Raw genomic sequence first — 16,310 nt, forward strand, 5'->3', positions numbered from 1 at the left:
GCATGTTGAGTATAGCAATTACAGTTAGTTACCTGTTTATTATGATTGCCATGCTGCTAGCGCTTTGGCGATTGTTACGCGGTCCGGCATTGCCAGACAGAATCGTGGCACTTGAACTTATCGCCTCGTTGGTGGTGGCCATGGTGGGTATACATGCGATAGATACGCAAGTATCGGCGTTTTTAGACATTGCCATTGTGATGGCGCTCACTGCGTTTTTAACGGCTATTGGTATCGCAAAGTTTATCCAGTTAAAAGGAGTGAACGATGATTGAAGCACTCGTCAGCATCATCCTAGTGCTCGCCAGCGCCCTGATGCTGGTTGCAGCCGTTGGCATTATTCGCTTGCCAGACCTAGTCACTCGCTTGCATGCTACGACTAAGTCTGGCGTGTTAGCGATCACGTTAATAATGATTGCCGTGGCGGTGTTCTTTAGCGAGTCGGGTGTGACGACTAGAGTAATGGCCATCATTGTATTCACCTTTATCACCGCACCAGTGGCCGCGCATGCGATTGGCCGCGCCGGCTATTTTTCCGGCGTTGGGTTGTGGGAGAAAACCAAAAAAGATCAGCTAAAAGAGTACTACGAACGACAAAATAGTAATGAACCGTAGCGATTCTGTATTTGCCATGTGAATTTATTTTAAATACCGTAAGGGTGCCAAAGAGCTGCTAAGCTGGGATTAGGCTTTGTCCTCTGGACCGTCATGGACTCATTTGAGAACTACAACCCTTATGAATATTGCATGGATTATTGTTTTACCACTGCTTGGTGTGATTGCGCCGCTACTGGCCAACCCTACTCGTCGTAACCAAGTTGCGTGGATCACTGCGGTGCTTCCTTTTGCGGCATTGCTGATCACCCTATACCACGCGCCTGCCATATTGGCTGGTGAAGTGGTGCAACAAACTTGGTACTGGATTCCTCAAATAGGCCTAACACTAAGCTTTCGTATGGATGGCTTAGCACTGCTCTTCACCTTACTTATCTTAGGCATTGGCCTGCTCATTATTCTCTACGCCCGCTATTATTTGTCGTCTAAAGACCCAATGGGGCGATTTTACAGCTACTTAATTCTGTTTATGGCAGCAATGCTAGGCATTGTTAACTCGGGCAACCTGCTGCAAATGTGGGCGTTCTGGGAGCTGACAAGTATTAGCTCATTTTTGCTAATTGGCTTTTGGTCTAGCACGGGTAAAGCGCGCAAAGGTGCGCGCATGGCGTTAACCATTACTGGCGCTGGTGGTTTAGCTCTGCTAGCTGGCATTCTGCTGATAGGCAAAGTGGTTGGCAGCTTGGAATTAGAAGCGGTACTAAACAGCGGCAGGCTGCTGGTGGAACACCAGTGGTATCCGGTGATTTTGGCGCTCGTGTTAATCGGCGCCTTTACTAAATCGGCTCAGTTCCCATTCCACTTCTGGTTACCGCATGCGATGAGCGCACCAACACCCGTCAGTGCTTACTTGCACTCAGCCACCATGGTGAAAGCGGGCATCTTTTTATTAGCTCGCATGTTCCCAGTGCTCTCTGGGCATGATGCTTGGTTTGTAACCGTTTCTTTGGTTGGTTTAGCAACCTTATTACTCGGCGCCTATACGGCATTGTTTAAGCACGACTTAAAAGGTTTGCTTGCTTATTCAACGATCAGCCACCTCGGGTTAATTACCTTGTTATTAGGCATGGGCACTGAGCTTGCTGCCGTGGCTGCATTGTTCCACATCGTCAACCATGCCGTTTTTAAAGCCTCCCTATTTATGGGCGTGGGCATTATTGACCATGAAACGGGCACGCGTGATATGCGCCAAATTAATGGGTTGTTTAAGTACATGCCACATACTGCTGTGCTCTGTATTGTGGCAGCACTGTCGATGGCTGGTGTACCACTGCTCAACGGCTTTTTGTCTAAAGAGATGTTCTTTGCCGAAACACTTGAGCAAAGCGCCATTGGTGCTTTGTCATGGCTGATTCCATTATTAGCAACCATCGCTGGCGCCCTGTCGGTTGCTTATTCGCTGCGGTTTATTCACGACGTATTCTTTAATGGCGAACCGAAGGGGCTGAAAAAAACACCACACGAGCCACCTCGCTACATGCGTATTCCAGTCGAAGTGCTGGTAGCACTTTGCATACTCGTAGGCATTTTCCCGGCTCTGCTAGTGGGTGACTTACTCAAGTCAGCCGGCGTGGCCGTACTGGGCGGCACTCTGCCGTACATTCCGCTATATATTTGGCATGGTTTTAACCTGCCATTATTGATGAGTGCATTGGCACTCGCTGGCGGTATTGGCATTTATGCCCGGCGCAAGGTGTTGTTCCAGTTTCAATCGCACTTTAAAGAAGTGGATGCCAATGAACGTTTTGATGCATGGTTGTATCAGGTCATCACCTTTATCCGCCGCATCGAAGCACTGATCGATAAGCGCTCACTGCAGTACTACCTTGCCTGGTTGAGTGTTGCCTTGCTGATTCTATTGGCTGCACCGCTGCTCAATCTATCACTAGTTGGCGACAATGTCGTAATTACCCCGTTAACCGCCGAGGTATGGGCGGGTACCGCCTTAATAGCCATCGCAGCCCTCGCAACCGTGGTTAATAACCGCCGACGCTTGTTTGCCGCCCTGCTGATTTCAATTGTAGGGCTGGGTGTATCGCTGGCGTTTGCGCGCTTCTCGGCACCTGACTTGGCACTGACACAAATTTCAGTGGAAGTAATTACTACAATTCTTCTTCTGCTAGCTTTGTTTTTCTTGCCGCAAACAACGCCAAAAGAATCCAAGCCAGGGCGACTGCTGCGCGATATTGGCTTGGCCGGTATTTTTGGCGGTATTATGGCAACCCTTACCTACGCCATGCTAACGCGCCCGATTGAGACCATTTCTGACTACTTCCTTGCTAATAGTAAAACCGGTGGGGGTGGTACCAATGTGGTGAATGTCATCTTGGTTGATTTCCGCGGTTTTGATACGTTCGGCGAGATAACCGTGTTGGGCATTGCGGCACTGGGTATTTATAAACTCACGGCGGGCATGCGCTTATTCTTACCAGCAACGAACGAAGATGGCTTGCCTTGGAGTCGAGATAAGTATCCGTTGATTCTCAAACAGGTTTCACAGTCTATCTTGCCACTCGCACTACTGATTAGCGCTTACATATTCTTACGTGGCCACAACTTACCCGGTGGTGGGTTTATTGCTGGTTTGATTACCGCCATTGCCATTGTGCAGCAATACATTGGCCATGGTAACGACTGGATTCAGAAACGTTTTTATGCCAACTATGTCGGCTTTATCGCCGCTGGCTTGTCGATCGCCTTATTGACTGGTTTGGGTAGCTGGCTGTGGCAGAAACCATTCTTAACATCCTGGTTTGATTATTTTACTTGGCCGGTATTTGGTAAGTTCGAACTCGCTTCTGCCATGTTGTTCGATTTAGGTGTTTATTTAACGGTTGTTGGCGCTGCCATGTTGATTTTGGCCAAACTTGGTCAGCTGACGGTCGTTGAACCATATTCTGAGAAGGAAGATTAATGGAAATTGCAATTGCCTTTTGCATCGGGCTGCTGTCGGCTTGTGGCCTGTTTCTTATTTTACGCGGTAGAACCTATCCTGTGGTTCTCGGTTTAACCCTGCTCACGTACGCTGTGAATCTCTTTTTATTTGCTTCGGGTCAGTTAGTCAAAGGCCAGCCACCTATTCTCGGGTCAGGTAGTAGCTATACCGACCCACTTCCGCAAGCACTGGTGCTTACCGCCATTGTTATCGGCTTTGCGATGACAGCCTTTGTGGTCATTCTGGCAATACGTGCCCGTGCCGATTTAGGTAACGACCACGTAGATGGCAAGTCAAAACCAAAAGATATTACCAAGGAAGTTGAGCAATGATGCAGCATTTACCAATCTTGCCAATTTTGCTGCCTATGATCGGCGCCATCATTACCATGCTGCCGTGGTTGGTAAATAAAATACAGCTTACCCGCTGGGTGAGCATTCTGACGCTACTGTGTAATATAGCCATTATCACATTGCTGGCTTGGCAGCCTGATACCATTATTTATCAAGTGGGTAACTGGGATGCACCCTTTGGTATCTCGTTGGTCGCCGACAACCTTGCTAGTTATATGCTGCTAGTAACTGGGCTACTGGCAATTCCTGCGATGCTTTATAGTTTTTCTGGCATCGATAGACAGGGCAGTTTTTTCCACCCACTGTTTCTATTTCAAATTATGGGGATAAACGGTGCCTTCTTAACCGGTGACTTGTTCAACCTGTTTGTGTTTTTTGAAGTGTTACTGATTGCTTCCTATGCCCTGCTTATTCACGCAGGCGGTAAAGCCAAAACGCAAGCGGCCATTCATTATGTTGTACTGAACTTAGTTGGTTCGTCGTGCTTCTTAATTGGCTTAGGGTTGATTTATGCTTCGTCTGGCACGCTAAATATGGCCGACTTGGCCATTAAAGTGAGCGTCATTAAGGGCGACCAAGCCATTCTGTTGCAAGCCGGTGCGCTAATGCTGTTTTTGGTGTTTGCCCTGAAAGCAGCAGCCTTGCCACTACATTTTTGGCTACCCAATACCTATGCTGCAGCGAGTGCTCCAGTGGCAGCCCTGTTTGCCATTATGACAAAAGTAGGCCTGTATGCGATTTGGCGGGTATTTGTTGGCATTTTCGGCGACCAGGCCGGTGAGCTGGCCAACTTTATTGCCCCTTGGGTTTGGCCTGTGGCCGTACTCACTATGTTAGTGGCCATTATTGGCACGCTAGCGGCTTATAGTTTGCGCCGCCTTGCCGGCCAACTAATCATTGGTTCGGTTGCCGCACTACTGTTTGCTATCGCGCTAAATAATCCACAAGCCACTGCCGCAGGGCTTTATTATTTAGCCCACAGCACCTTTGCGGGCGCCGCACTCTTTTTAATTGCTGATATGGTAAGCCAACAGCGAGGCAAAGCCGACGACCGATTTGTGCCAAGTCGACCGGTGCATAATGCAAGAATTTTGGGTGGCGTGTTTTTTGTTGTCGCCATCGCACTGATAGGCATGCCACCACTGGCTGGCTTCATTGGTAAGTTTGCCATTATGCAAGCAGCGACGACCACATCCCAAATGCTGTGGCTGTATCCATTGATGCTAATAGCTAGCTTGGCAACGCTGATCGCCTTTTCGCGCGCCGGCTCAGTCATTTTTTGGAAGCATAGCAATGCCAAAGCAGATGAAGATGCCCAGGTGGCATGGCCACAACTGACTGCTGTGGCCCTGCTGATCACATTAAACCTATTTATGGTCATTTGGGCGGGTACTATTTTTGAACCCTTAAGCCAAATGGCTAATCAAATGCACCAAGTCGGCATGGGAGGCTAAAGCAAATGAAAAAGTGGTTTCCTAGTCCAATGCATAGCCTGATCATTTTTGTTGCCTGGGCATGGCTAAACGAGAGTTTGTCTGCTGGCACATTACTGATTGCAGCCATTTTAGCCACGCTCATCCCCCTCATCACCGGGCGCTTGCAAGAAGACCGGCCACGGGTGAAACGGCCGATAAAAATGGTGAAGTATCTAGCGCTGCTATTGGTTGACATTTTAAAGTCGAATATCGCCGTGGTGCCAATGTTTTTAGGTCGGCGCAGCAAGCTCAACAGCCAGTTTGTTGCCATTCCTTTAAGCCTTAAGCACCCTATTCCAATTAGTATTTTGGCCAGTTCAATCACACTTACTCCAGCAACGGTGTCTGTAGAAGTAAGTGAAGACCTATCAATTTTGTATGTACATGTATTGAACCTACAAGATGCACAGTCGTTGATCGATAACATTAACAACCGCTACCAACGTCTACTAAGTGAGGCTTTCGAATGCTAGATAGCATTGTTTACGTGACCATGGGGTTTATTGGCGTGGCCATGGTGGGCACCTTTTGGCGATTAATCAAAGGCCCTACCATTGTCGATCGTGTCATCGCGATGGATAAGTTGTTTGTATACAGTATTGGTTTGATTCTTTGCCTGGGTATGGCTGAGCACACGTCGCTTTACTACGAAGCAGCCTTGTTGATCGCAACACTAGGTTTTATCAGTACCACGGCGATGTGTAAGTACCTACTTCGCGGCGACATTATTGAATAGAGGCACCATGGAATATTTTATTGCAGCATTATTAATTCTCGCGGCGCTCTTTTTCCTATTATCTGGCGTCGCCATTGTTAGGTTTAAGGATTCCTACTCACGCCTGCATGCGCCAACGCCAGCATCAACGCTTGGAATGGGTGCCTTATTGCTAGCAGCGATGCTCTGGCAAGGCAGCGAGGATACGTTATCGATTAAAGCATTTTTGGTCATGGCAGTATTGTTTGTCACCTCACCCATTAGTGCTTACATGCTTGCCAAAACGGCCCTGCACCTGAGGCTGCCGTTGGCTGGTGGGCGCCAGCTGCCAGAAATCTACGAGCAAGCGCGTAACCGTCGTAACGACTCAAGCAAGGCGCAAGAAAAAAGCGATCAATCGGTTTAAACGCCCTGGTACAGAGACCTTGCGGCCCTGTTTTAAATGCCGCAAGGTTTGCCGACAAACCTGCTCGGCGCTCATTGCCATCTGCCGTTGAAACCAACTTAACTGCTGCCCAGAGCGCTGGAAGAACTCGGTTTCAGTGGTACTTGGGCAAGACACCATAACCTGCACCCCTTGCTGGCGCCACGATTTGTATATTGATTGCCCCAGATGCAACACATACGCTTTGCTGGCGCTATAAAGTGCGTAATCTGCGCTGCGCATCCAAGCAACGATAGAAGACACTAGGATCACTTTCCCCTGCCCTCGTTTAAGCATAGCCTGCCCCACTTGCTGTAATAACTCAGTTAGGCCTTGGCAGTTAAGCTGCATGGTGGCATCGATGTCTTGCAATGCTTGGCGAGTTAATACTTGTCGCTGCCCCATTCCTGCATTAGCGATGAACAACTCGACTTGCGCTAGCTCGCCGACGTACTGGCAAAAAAACGCTTGCCTCGCCTCTCTGCAGGCGAGGTCGACACCGGCATAGTCAACCTGTGTTGGCAGCGCATTGGCAAGTTGCTCCAGTGCTTGCACATTGCGCGCGACCAACAACAGGCGATAGCCCTGCTCAGCTAATAAGCGCGCATACACAGCACCCATACCAGCCGAAGCGCCGGTAATTAGCGCCAGCGGCTGACTCATGCGGTTTTCTTCTGAATTAGCTCAATTTTGTAGCCATCAGGGTCTTTAACAAAGGCAATTTCTGTTGTGCCACCTTTCACTGGGCCTGGCTCACGAGTAATTTCACCGCCAGCAGCGCGAATGGCATCGCAGGCATCATAAACACTGTCGACTTCTATGGCGATATGGCCATAAGCATCCCCAAGGTCATACTCGCTAACCCCCCAGTTATAGGTTAACTCCAGCACCGCCTCCTCAGATTCTGGACCATAACCAACAAAGGCAAGTGTGTACTCATATTTTTCATTGTCACGTTTGCGCAGCAACTGCATACCAAGCACCTTGGTATAAAATTCAATTGAGCGGTCAAGGTCCCCAACCCGCAACATGGTGTGCAAAATTCTCATATTTACTCCTAATTGTTCTTGATGCTTTTAAGCAGGGTCTAGCTGTCACGCCATTCGCTTAATGGCTTAACTTGGTGTTCACGGTGCTTGCTGAGCGACCGTCTCCCGCAGGGAGCGGGTGTCGAGGCTACATGGACGTACTTGCGCCGTGTCGCGTAGTAAGCTCCTTGAACACCAACCGTCTTTTAGCTATTTAGCAGGGCCTAGCTGTTGTTCAAACTGTGTCGCCGCCAATTCGAGCTCATTCAGCTCAGCTAAGTCAGCAATTAGTTCGATGCGGCTATCTAGCGCCGACGGCGCTGGCATAGTCGACAAGCACCCATCAGCCCACTGCAGCTGCAACCATCCGGCGTTACTATTAAATACCGCCTTGGCTCTAACAATGGGTAAGCCTTGTACCCACTCTTGTATGGTACCTGCATCCAGTTCGATGCTTGCGTCGAGTACCCAACCCACTGCTAGCATGCCTTGGCCTTGTGATTGAAAACGTCGCCAACGCTCACCTTCTAACGCCGCTGTTATTTTAATCGCAGTTGGGTGATGGTGATGATGTGCATGACTAGCGAGCTCTACTGCCTGGTGAGACTGGTTAAGCAGCTGCCAGTCAGACTGGCCAAACTCAGCCACCACATAGGGCTTGTCTAGCTCAGATAATAAGTTCATGGCCGCTTCATTGTCTTCCTGCGAGGCCTGATCTTGATAATTCAGCAACACCATATCAGCAATGGCCAGCTGATCATTAAAGGTTTGATGTGCTAGGTGCTTGTCGCTGCGCGCGTGTTTTGGATTAAGCAAACAAACCGCAGTTTGTAAGTTCAACACCTCACGATACTGAGGTGCTAGCAAACTTTCGATGATATTTTTGGGATGCCCTAACCCTGTAGGTTCAATGAGTATGCGGTCAGGCTTGGCTCGTCGAATTAGCTCGTTTAAGCCGGTTTGAAAAGGTACACCTGCGGTGCAGCACAAGCAGCCTCCAGGCACCTCTTTTACCTGAATACCTTCGTTGGCAAGCAACCGGCCATCAATGCCAATGTCGCCAAATTCGTTCACTAGTACGGCCCAGCGCTCGCTTTTGGGTGCTTGCGTTAGCCAGTGTTTAATGGCGGATGTTTTGCCTGTCCCTAGCATGCCGGTAATCAAATTTACTTGAATCATTGCCTTATCCACTTAACGCGCTGAGCGCAAACTATGAGCATAACAACACTGTCAACACTGCCTAACATTTTGGCAAGAATAAGCTGCTTAGTGATGCTATCAATTTTCGCAATTGTCGGCACAATCGCGCCATCTTTCAACGAGGTTTCCTATGGATACGTTGCAAATTGTCTACCTGTTTATGATGGCGGCCGTATTTGTTTCCGCTGGGGCTGGCGTTATTGAAGCAGGCAACAAACATATTGACCTGTTTGGTGTGATTCTAGTAGGCATAGTGTCAGCATTAGGGGGCGGTACTACACGAGACATCCTGCTGGATCGTACCGTTTTTTGGGTGAATGACCCCCTATACTTGCTTCCCGCCATCATTGGCGCAGTGGCCACGTTTTTGTTAGCCCGCAAACTACATATTCCAAGCCGCTGGTTTGTCATTCCAGATGCCCTAGCAATGGCTCTATTTACCATTGCCGCAACCAGTTTAGCCTTGGAGTTAGGCCACCACTGGGTAATTGCCGCCATTATGGGCGTGGTGACTGGCGTCATGGGCGGCGTGATTCGCGACGTAATCCTTAATGAAGTGCCTCTGGTATTTGCCGGCACCTTTTATGCCACTGCCAGTGCTTTGGGCGCACTGCTCTTTGTGCTCAGCCAAGCCTTAGCGCTACCCATTTTTGCTTCGTCATTGTTATGTGGCAGCCTAATCTTTGCCCTGCGCAGTGCCGCATTAAAATGGAACTGGGGCCTGCCCAAAGGTATTTATCGCTGAAGCTGCTCGGCTAACACCTTGGCGACGCCATCATCATTATGATGACCAATGATTGGCAATTGCGGTAAAGCCGCTTTCACTCGCTCGAGGGCATTCTGCATAACAAAACCTTTGCCAGCCGCGGTGAGCATTTCAACGTCGTTCATCCCATCGCCGAATGCCCAAGCATCGGCGATATCGACGCCTAGATGCTGACAGACTTCCGTTAGCGCCACACCTTTGTTGACCTTTGGTGCCATAATTTCCAAGCAGGTTGGCAACGAGAATGCCATGGCCATTGGCTCTGTGACCTCTTGATTTAACCGTGCTTCAACTTCCAACAAGGCATCGTGATCGGCCATAAAAAAGATTTTGATCACATCGTCGCGGCCAAGCAACGGAGTTTTTTCGGCAGTGAAATCGAACTCGCGCTGCTCACTATATTCAACCACCTCTTGGCGATTAGTAAACCAATGTTGATCAGTATATAGGTTGATTGACACCGGCATATCCGACGTCAATACGATGGCTTGCTCAACCAGAGCTTTGGTTAAGGTATGGTGGCGAAATACTTCATTTTTTGGGGTCACTACCTGCGCCCCATTGGCCGATATTTTCCACGCTGGAATCGGCAACTGGTCATGCAACCATTGCACATCTCGAAAGTGGCGGCCCGTGGCAAACACAAAGGTAACACCAGAGGCGACCATATCCTGTAGCACTTGCTGGGTATAAGGAGAGATTCGATGGGCGGCATTTAATAGGGTTCCATCTAGGTCGCTGGCAACAAGTTTCATCTTTCACTCCTCAAACAGTGTACTTCGGCTAAAGCTGAACAAATACTTTCTAGAATGCTTAATTAACAAGCAATTGTCGCAGAATGACAAGCGACCTATTGGGTTAACGCGCATTATGCCCGCCTCAGTTTAGCGAGTAAAAAGTTATGCGTTCAATCGTTACCCTACTAGTGTTTAGCATTTCGGTCACTACTGCCAGTGTCCAGGCAGCTTCCATTACTGAATTGTGGCAGCATTTAGCAACACCCGAGCAGCAAGCGGCACAAGCGGCTCTTGCACAAGCCCAAGCAAAAGCTAACCAAGCTAGTCATGCTTGGGTGCCAAATTTATCGATCAATGGCAAGTCAACCTGGTTGACAGAGCCACTTACCACCACAACAGAGGTACCGCCACTAGCACCTGGCATGCAACCAATGTCGCTCGAACAAGAGTTACGGCCAGAACAGTTTAATCAAGCAAGATTACAAGCCGACTGGTTGTTATATGGTGGTGGTCAAGTTCGCCACACAGCAAAGGCAGCCGAACATGCCCTTGCTGCTCACCAGGCGCAAAGTGAGTCTGTCAGGTTAGCGCAACTGCCCACGTTAGTGACACGCTATCGCAGTGTGCAATTGGCAAACCAGCAGGTAGCCATTCGCCAGCAAGCAGTGGGCCGCCTAACCGGTCATTTAGATCGGGCGCGCAAAATGCAGCAACAAGGCCAGCTTGCAGATATTGACGTGCTAAAGGTTCGTACCGAACTCGCCATGGCCAACCAGTTATTGCTGCAAGCAAAGAACGACCAAGCGCTGGCCAATCAGGCACTAACCTCGTTGTTGGAAAAGCCAGTCTCCGTAACGCTAACCATGCCAATACCGAGTTCAGTTGTGATTGATGATTCACAAGTATTGACCACCAATGCAGACCTGCAAGCACTGGCAGCAAAAGAGGCAGCGAGCCAATCACAAGCCTTAGTTAGTCGCGCTAGTCTTTTGCCAAAAGTATTCGTATTTGCTCAGCATGAGCTGATCGCCGATGAGTTAGCGGCAAGTGAGCCAGAAACTGCTGTGGGTATCGGCTGGCAATGGCAACTGGTCGATCGACGCGGGCGCCTGCAGCAACTGCAGCAAGCGCAAAGTGCAGTCGAAGAAATTAGGTACCAGCGCCAAGCAGCAGTTCGTGATGTGCAACTAGCCATTAATCAGCAGCAAAACCGCCTGCAAAACGCACTCGAGCAAGTATCGGCCATTGAGCAACGCCTAGCCCTCGCTCGTCAGCAGCGACGCCTCGCTGATCAGTCTTTTGCTGCTGGGTTAGCCACCGTGCAAGACATTACCGATGCGGAGCTGAATTATGCCGCTATTGAACTTGAGCAGCAGCAAGCCGTGTTACAGGCCCATATTGCCTTAGCTGAACTCGCCAAGCTTGCTGGTGATGAGCAAGTGTATTTCTCTGCCATTTAATGGATACCACGAATGAAAACGTTAAAGCCCTATATTTTTAGCTTGTTAATTATTGTGCTCACTATTGTGATGAGCAGTGTTTACTTACTCAACGAACAGCCACAACGACAGTTTTTATTAGGCCAAGTTGAAACCGCTAGTATCAATGTTGCGGCGAAGATTCCTGGCCGCATTGAAACTCAGCTTGTGCGCTTGGGGGATAAAGTGACCGCCGGGCAAGCATTGCTGCGTTTAGCAACACCAGAACTTGAAGCGAAGCGCGAACAAGCTCTAGCAGGTGTGAATGCCAAACAAGCGCAGCTCAACCGAGTGAATCAAGGTGCTCGAACACAAGAGCTGTCGGCGCTGCATGATCAGTGGCAACAGGCGTCGGCGGCGGCAGAGCTTGCCAACACAACCGCTGAACGACTAGAGCTACTGTTTAGCCAAGGCTTAATTGCCCAACAACAACGTGATGAGGCCAAAACCAAAGCGCAATCGGCACGGTTAGCCAGTGAAGCGGCTAAAAGCCAGTATCAACTTGCCGTAGAAGGCGCCGACAACGACACCAAAACAGCCGCCGAGCAAGACTTGGCAGCCGCCTACGGCAAGCTAGCGGAAGTTGAAGCGGCACTAAAAGAAGCAGAAGTGATTGCACCGATCAGTGGCGAAGTGAGCGAACTGCTACTCGACGTCGGCGAAGTTGCGCCAGCGGGTATACCTGCGGTTACCCTAGTCAACCCAGATGATCAGTGGGTAGTCGTGCACCTGCGCGAGGACAAACTTTGGCAACCAGGCCAGGTGGTCGCGGCGTATGTGCCAGCGCTGCAAACAACGATGGACTTTGCAGTTACCTGGGTAAGCCCTGTTGGTAAGTGGGGCACATGGTCTGCTAGCCAGCCTGGAGAGTATGAACTACAAACCTTCGAAGTGCATTTGCGCCCACAAAGCCAAGCGGCACTGCGCGCTGGCATGACGGTTAAGTTCGAGGTTGCTGATGACTTCTTCGAATAAAACCAGCCTAGCCCTAATGCTATGGGTGCCGTTACTCGTTTTTTCGTCGCTATTGGCGATTATGTCGTCCGAGCGGCCAGTGGATACACGCTTAGCGGTGATCGACCTTGACCAAAGCCCGAGTAGCCGTTTATTGGTGCGCCAGCTAGATGCTAGCCAGCGCTTGCAAACGATCACCTATGCGCAAAGCCCAGAACGGTCGCTTGCTAGTGGCGATATAGCAGGCATCCTAACCATTCCATCGGGTTATGAACAAAGCTTAAGTAACCGACAACCATTGGCTATACATGCCAAGTTGAACATGGCCAACTATTTACAGGCTAATCAAGTTCACAGCCAGCTTTTGCAGCAAACCATCACGGATGCAGTTCGACAGCAAGCCAAGCAGTTTTTAACCAATGGCAGTGCGATACAGCAAGCAACTTGGCTAGCCAACCCAGTTGCCATGGTTTGGCAACGGCAAAACAACCCAGAGCTCAGTTACCGACAAGCATTGTTACCAGGCTTTTTACTGCAAGCTTGGAACCTATGTTTTTCGCTATTGATTGTTTGGCTAATGGCCGACACCCAGCCGCGTCGCGCCTGCCCTAAGGCTGCGGTCGCTTTTATTGGCTACCTAACTTGGCTGTGGTGTCTGCAAGCCGTTTGTAGCTGGCTTGCAGGGCGCACGCCAGACCTGGCAACAATGCTGGCTGGGGCGTTAAACCTGCTTGCCATGACCGGCATTGCACTATTTATGCTTGGCCTTACCGGTAACCGACGTTTAGCGCTTAATGGCATGTCGGTGGTAGCAGCCACGGCGCTCGCATTTATGGGGGTGAGCTTTCCATTTGATAGCATGCCACTGACCGCTCAACTATGGGCCAACTTATTGCCGATTACTTCGGTGTACCGAGTATGGTTAGGTCAAGACGCCACTGCCATGGTGATTTTATTGCTGCAGGCGAGCGGCTGGCTCGTTGCTGGTGTGTACTTGTGGCAATTTAAGGTGAGGGCGCAACATGGGTAAGGTCAAACACGTACTTCAGCAGCCGGCGGTTTGGATGATCTGGTTAGGCGCGGCGTTAATATATAGCTGGGTGTATCCACTGCCCTACCAAGCGGAATCGGTGCAGCCAATCGATATTAGCGTTATTGATCTCAACCAAAGCGCGGCCAGCCGCGATTTGATACGGGCACTAGGCGCCACACAAGCACTGCACGTCAGCTCGGTTGAACATATGATGACACAGATCTTCGCGCCGGCGTCGATTGTTATTCCAGCCAACTTTCATCAGCAGCTTAGCAATGCTGAGCAGGCACAGCTTGTGGTGAATTTGGATGCCAATAATTTGCTCAATTACAGTAGTGCTGCGCAAGCCATTAACTTGGTTGTTGATGACTGGAGCCAGCGCTATCGCGACCAACATGCCTATTGGCAGCTTGGGCACAGCAATGAGCGATTATTAGTGCTAGAGGAAACCAAGCACCAAGATAGCTACCTCGCCTACCTCGTGCCGGCAATTTTCGCTTTTTTATTGCAACAGACACTCATCATTGCCGCTGCTTATTGGCAAAGTGCGCACCAGGCACATTCTTGGCAGAGCAAACTGGTTGCCTTGTTGGGTTCATTATTGGCACTTATCTACTTGTTTGGCGGCGTTCTACGCCACTTTGGTATTACCATCAGCAGCTGGCCAATACTGTTACAAGTGTGGCTGCCAATGGCCTTGGCAGCACTCTACCTGGGTAAACTGTCTGGCTACTTTATTCGCTCACCCGATGCCGTGTTTCTTTATTGGGTGCCAATGTCATTGCCGTTGCTGCTACTCAGCGGCTTTAGCTGGCCAGTGGATCAACAAGCGCCTTGGCTTACCTACATTGGCCAATTCTTCCCCAGTACGCATGCAGTGCCGATTATGACTCAGTTATGTCAGTCTCAGCTTAACTGGCACGACGTACTACCAAGCATTCAGCGCTTATGGCAGTTACTCGCTATCTTCGTCCTACTGGATTTGCTGATTAGAATAGGCCACCGAGTGATAGGCCAATCTTCGACACCTGTTGGTCGTTGAGCATTTGCTGCGACCAGTTCACCCCCACCATAATGCGATTAGCGTTGGCAATGGGTAATCCATAGCCAACGCCTAATAAAGTGCCCACACCTGGCTTTAGTCGCTCACTCAACTGATCATCAAGTAGACAACCAAAGCAGGCTGCGTCGGTCTTAGTCAGCAAGCCCTGACTAATGCCTAGATCACCGCGCACATAAGCAGATGCCTTGTTACTTGGCCCAAAGAATTTGATTCCAGATACCGAATAAAGCCAGCCGTGCAATGCTTGCCAGCCAGATTCGTCGGTTTGATCGGTTTGCCGGTAACCGCTCACCACACCGCCAACTAACGACTGTGGACTTGTGGCGTAATAAATACCCGCTAGGTCAGCACTCATTTGTGTTGGGTGCGACTCACTAAACTTTGGCATGGGCCGCTGGTCATCAGCATTTCCTTGCACACCCAAACTAAAGAGCGCATGCCAGTTAGTTTGTGCGTTGACTGCGGCCGTAACCGCCAACAGAAAAGAGAAAAGAACTGTTTTATACATCTTTCGTTGCATCTTGTTGCGCTCGCCACGCCGTAGGTGACTGGCTACTCCAGCGTTTAAATGCTCGGTTAAAGTTTGCTGCATCACTAAAACCTAATCGCAATGCAATTTCTAGCACGGTTATATTGCGATTCGATAACAGGCGCTTGGCGACATCGAATCGAACCTCATCAACCACCTGCTGAAAGCTATAACCATTTTGTTTTAGCTGGCGTTGCAGTTGCCGCTCGTTGGTTTGCAAGCGTTGCGCCACTGCGGCTAGTGAACAGTTGCCCGCCGCCAATAGCGTCATCACTTCGGCCGCGACCTGCGCCTTAATGTCGCCAATAAACAGCCTCAGATATGCTTCGACCACATTATCCTGAACCGATGCTAAAAGACTGTTACTACCATGTAGTGCTGTTGGTAGCCGCTTGTTATCGAACACCAAATAAGTTTGCCGGCTACGCTTAGTTGGGGCGGCTAGCCACTGGCGCAAATCAGCATTCGCAATTGGACTACCAACTTCCAACAGCGGCAACTGTTGCCCGATCACGGTGCGCAACAAGGCAACAAAGGTTGTTAACGCACACAAGCGAAAACTATCTAGGTGTCGGTCATCGATGCCAAGTTCAGATTGCTCATAAGAAATGACCAGTGGACTGGCTTCCAAGCGCAAGCGGGCTGCACTGGGTTCAGGGGTATAACTGACCCGCAATTGGCTTGCCATCACGCTAGCGTAACGTTGAAAACGCTGCAAGGCTTCATCTAGGTTAGCCGATGCCGCCATGCCAAACCCTAATGCATGAAAGCTGCCAGCGGTAACAAAGGGCGCGATATCCAGTGCTAGCATGGGCATCGCCTGCTGCTCTTGTGCTAGATACCACACCTGATAAACCTGAATGGCCGGCACCCGAGCATTGCCATCGGCTAGCATGCTGGGCGTAAGACCCGCTTGGCGCAATAATGGCGCTACATCAACACCATTGCTAGCAATGGCAGCGAGCACTAAGCGCACCCAGTTGACCAAAATATCAGACATAAGCT

General features: G+C 49.9%; 19 protein-coding genes. 13 read left to right on the forward strand and 6 right to left on the reverse strand.

The window, feature by feature from the left end:
* Positions 1-2: 2 nt before the first annotated feature.
* From DUW71_RS02180 to mnhG (DUW71_RS02215), 8 genes are all read left to right on the forward strand, one after another.
* A complete protein-coding gene (locus tag DUW71_RS02180; RefSeq protein WP_119393599.1) occupies positions 3-275 on the forward strand; it encodes a monovalent cation/H+ antiporter complex subunit F in 273 nt (90 codons plus the stop codon).
* A complete protein-coding gene (gene mnhG / locus DUW71_RS02185) occupies positions 268-615 on the forward strand; it encodes a monovalent cation/H(+) antiporter subunit G (protein WP_119393600.1) in 348 nt (115 codons plus the stop codon). The genes DUW71_RS02180 and mnhG (DUW71_RS02185) overlap by 8 nt, the downstream gene beginning before the upstream one ends.
* 121 nt (positions 616-736) lie before the next feature.
* Positions 737-3,529, forward strand: coding sequence for a monovalent cation/H+ antiporter subunit A (locus tag DUW71_RS02190; protein ID WP_119393601.1), 2,793 nt, complete (start codon positions 737-739; stop codon positions 3,527-3,529).
* The gene (locus tag DUW71_RS02195; protein WP_119393602.1) at positions 3,529-3,882 is read left to right on the forward strand and encodes a Na+/H+ antiporter subunit C; all 354 of its coding nucleotides are present in this window, start codon (positions 3,529-3,531) and stop codon (positions 3,880-3,882) included. Before DUW71_RS02190 ends, DUW71_RS02195 begins: the two co-directional genes overlap by 1 nt.
* Positions 3,879-5,357, forward strand: a complete 1,479-nt coding sequence (locus tag DUW71_RS02200; RefSeq protein ID WP_119393603.1) for a monovalent cation/H+ antiporter subunit D — start codon at positions 3,879-3,881, stop codon at positions 5,355-5,357. Before DUW71_RS02195 ends, DUW71_RS02200 begins: the two co-directional genes overlap by 4 nt.
* Before the next feature lie 5 nt (positions 5,358-5,362).
* The gene (locus DUW71_RS02205) at positions 5,363-5,851 is read left to right on the forward strand and encodes a Na+/H+ antiporter subunit E (RefSeq protein ID WP_119393604.1); all 489 of its coding nucleotides are present in this window, start codon (positions 5,363-5,365) and stop codon (positions 5,849-5,851) included.
* Positions 5,845-6,114, forward strand: a complete 270-nt coding sequence (locus tag DUW71_RS02210; protein ID WP_119393605.1) for a K+/H+ antiporter subunit F — start codon at positions 5,845-5,847, stop codon at positions 6,112-6,114. The genes DUW71_RS02205 and DUW71_RS02210 overlap by 7 nt, the downstream gene beginning before the upstream one ends.
* 7 nt (positions 6,115-6,121) lie before the next feature.
* Positions 6,122-6,499 carry a monovalent cation/H(+) antiporter subunit G gene (gene mnhG, locus DUW71_RS02215; protein WP_119393606.1) on the forward strand — a complete coding sequence of 126 codons (378 nt, stop codon included), beginning with the start codon at positions 6,122-6,124 and terminating at the stop codon, positions 6,497-6,499.
* Here the strand turns inward: mnhG (DUW71_RS02215) and DUW71_RS02220 are convergent.
* The 3 genes from DUW71_RS02220 to DUW71_RS02230 form a co-directional block, all read right to left on the reverse strand.
* Positions 6,461-7,180: an SDR family NAD(P)-dependent oxidoreductase gene (locus DUW71_RS02220; RefSeq protein ID WP_119393607.1), complete on the reverse strand. Its 720-nt coding sequence runs from the start codon at positions 7,178-7,180 to the stop codon at positions 6,461-6,463. The genes mnhG (DUW71_RS02215) and DUW71_RS02220 overlap by 39 nt on opposite strands.
* A complete protein-coding gene (gene gloA / locus DUW71_RS02225) occupies positions 7,177-7,566 on the reverse strand; it encodes a lactoylglutathione lyase (RefSeq protein WP_119393608.1) in 390 nt (129 codons plus the stop codon). The genes DUW71_RS02220 and gloA overlap by 4 nt, the downstream gene beginning before the upstream one ends.
* Before the next feature lie 189 nt (positions 7,567-7,755).
* Positions 7,756-8,724: a CobW family GTP-binding protein gene (locus DUW71_RS02230; RefSeq protein ID WP_119393609.1), complete on the reverse strand. Its 969-nt coding sequence runs from the start codon at positions 8,722-8,724 to the stop codon at positions 7,756-7,758.
* A 151-nt stretch (positions 8,725-8,875) separates the two neighbouring features.
* Here DUW71_RS02230 and DUW71_RS02235 point away from each other — a divergent pair, with 151 nt between their 5' ends.
* Positions 8,876-9,490, forward strand: a complete 615-nt coding sequence (locus DUW71_RS02235; protein WP_119393610.1) for a trimeric intracellular cation channel family protein — start codon at positions 8,876-8,878, stop codon at positions 9,488-9,490.
* Here the strand turns inward: DUW71_RS02235 and DUW71_RS02240 are convergent.
* The gene (locus DUW71_RS02240; protein WP_119393611.1) at positions 9,481-10,266 is read right to left on the reverse strand and encodes a Cof-type HAD-IIB family hydrolase; all 786 of its coding nucleotides are present in this window, start codon (positions 10,264-10,266) and stop codon (positions 9,481-9,483) included. The two genes, DUW71_RS02235 and DUW71_RS02240, sit on opposite strands and share 10 nt — an antisense overlap.
* Before the next feature lie 146 nt (positions 10,267-10,412).
* On the opposite strand from DUW71_RS02240, the gene DUW71_RS02245 reads away from it, so the two are divergent.
* Genes DUW71_RS02245 through DUW71_RS02260 form a run of 4 tightly spaced genes read left to right on the forward strand, consistent with a single transcriptional unit; the run spans position 10,413 to position 14,755 of the window.
* The gene (locus tag DUW71_RS02245) at positions 10,413-11,708 is read left to right on the forward strand and encodes a TolC family protein (protein ID WP_119393612.1); all 1,296 of its coding nucleotides are present in this window, start codon (positions 10,413-10,415) and stop codon (positions 11,706-11,708) included.
* Between the two features lie 12 nt (positions 11,709-11,720).
* Positions 11,721-12,701, forward strand: a complete 981-nt coding sequence (locus DUW71_RS02250; protein ID WP_119393613.1) for an HlyD family secretion protein — start codon at positions 11,721-11,723, stop codon at positions 12,699-12,701.
* Positions 12,685-13,710, forward strand: a complete 1,026-nt coding sequence (locus DUW71_RS02255; RefSeq protein ID WP_119393614.1) for an ABC transporter permease — start codon at positions 12,685-12,687, stop codon at positions 13,708-13,710. Before DUW71_RS02250 ends, DUW71_RS02255 begins: the two co-directional genes overlap by 17 nt.
* The gene (locus tag DUW71_RS02260; RefSeq protein ID WP_119393615.1) at positions 13,703-14,755 is read left to right on the forward strand and encodes an ABC transporter permease; all 1,053 of its coding nucleotides are present in this window, start codon (positions 13,703-13,705) and stop codon (positions 14,753-14,755) included. The genes DUW71_RS02255 and DUW71_RS02260 overlap by 8 nt, the downstream gene beginning before the upstream one ends.
* Here DUW71_RS02260 and DUW71_RS02265 read toward each other — a convergent pair.
* Together DUW71_RS02265 and DUW71_RS02270 are read right to left on the reverse strand one after the other, a co-directional pair.
* Positions 14,703-15,284: a hypothetical protein gene (locus DUW71_RS02265; protein WP_119393616.1), complete on the reverse strand. Its 582-nt coding sequence runs from the start codon at positions 15,282-15,284 to the stop codon at positions 14,703-14,705. The two genes, DUW71_RS02260 and DUW71_RS02265, sit on opposite strands and share 53 nt — an antisense overlap.
* A complete protein-coding gene (locus tag DUW71_RS02270) occupies positions 15,277-16,305 on the reverse strand; it encodes a helix-turn-helix domain-containing protein (protein ID WP_119393617.1) in 1,029 nt (342 codons plus the stop codon). The genes DUW71_RS02265 and DUW71_RS02270 overlap by 8 nt, the downstream gene beginning before the upstream one ends.
* Between the last annotated feature and the right edge of the window lie 5 nt (positions 16,306-16,310).

It is taken from the genome of Salinibius halmophilus (genome assembly GCF_003577475.1).
GTDB classification, from domain to species: domain Bacteria; phylum Pseudomonadota; class Gammaproteobacteria; order Pseudomonadales; family Natronospirillaceae; genus Salinibius; species Salinibius halmophilus.

Coding starts and splice junctions, on each gene's coding strand:
- mnhG (WP_119393600.1), top strand. CDS start 268: ATGATTGAAGCACTCGTCAGCATCATCCTAGTGCTCGCCAGCGCCCTG.
- DUW71_RS02265 (WP_119393616.1), bottom strand. CDS start 15,284: ATGTATAAAACAGTTCTTTTCTCTTTTCTGTTGGCGGTTACGGCCGCA.
- gloA (WP_119393608.1), bottom strand. CDS start 7,566: ATGAGAATTTTGCACACCATGTTGCGGGTTGGGGACCTTGACCGCTCA.
- DUW71_RS02235 (WP_119393610.1), top strand. CDS start 8,876: ATGGATACGTTGCAAATTGTCTACCTGTTTATGATGGCGGCCGTATTT.
- DUW71_RS02210 (WP_119393605.1), top strand. CDS start 5,845: ATGCTAGATAGCATTGTTTACGTGACCATGGGGTTTATTGGCGTGGCC.
- DUW71_RS02260 (WP_119393615.1), top strand. CDS start 13,703: ATGGGTAAGGTCAAACACGTACTTCAGCAGCCGGCGGTTTGGATGATC.
- DUW71_RS02230 (WP_119393609.1), bottom strand. CDS start 8,724: ATGATTCAAGTAAATTTGATTACCGGCATGCTAGGGACAGGCAAAACA.
- DUW71_RS02195 (WP_119393602.1), top strand. CDS start 3,529: ATGGAAATTGCAATTGCCTTTTGCATCGGGCTGCTGTCGGCTTGTGGC.
- DUW71_RS02180 (WP_119393599.1), top strand. CDS start 3: ATGTTGAGTATAGCAATTACAGTTAGTTACCTGTTTATTATGATTGCC.
- DUW71_RS02200 (WP_119393603.1), top strand. CDS start 3,879: ATGATGCAGCATTTACCAATCTTGCCAATTTTGCTGCCTATGATCGGC.
- DUW71_RS02245 (WP_119393612.1), top strand. CDS start 10,413: ATGCGTTCAATCGTTACCCTACTAGTGTTTAGCATTTCGGTCACTACT.
- DUW71_RS02270 (WP_119393617.1), bottom strand. CDS start 16,305: ATGTCTGATATTTTGGTCAACTGGGTGCGCTTAGTGCTCGCTGCCATT.
- DUW71_RS02220 (WP_119393607.1), bottom strand. CDS start 7,180: ATGAGTCAGCCGCTGGCGCTAATTACCGGCGCTTCGGCTGGTATGGGT.
- mnhG (WP_119393606.1), top strand. CDS start 6,122: ATGGAATATTTTATTGCAGCATTATTAATTCTCGCGGCGCTCTTTTTC.
- DUW71_RS02240 (WP_119393611.1), bottom strand. CDS start 10,266: ATGAAACTTGTTGCCAGCGACCTAGATGGAACCCTATTAAATGCCGCC.
- DUW71_RS02250 (WP_119393613.1), top strand. CDS start 11,721: ATGAAAACGTTAAAGCCCTATATTTTTAGCTTGTTAATTATTGTGCTC.
- DUW71_RS02205 (WP_119393604.1), top strand. CDS start 5,363: ATGAAAAAGTGGTTTCCTAGTCCAATGCATAGCCTGATCATTTTTGTT.
- DUW71_RS02255 (WP_119393614.1), top strand. CDS start 12,685: ATGACTTCTTCGAATAAAACCAGCCTAGCCCTAATGCTATGGGTGCCG.
- DUW71_RS02190 (WP_119393601.1), top strand. CDS start 737: ATGAATATTGCATGGATTATTGTTTTACCACTGCTTGGTGTGATTGCG.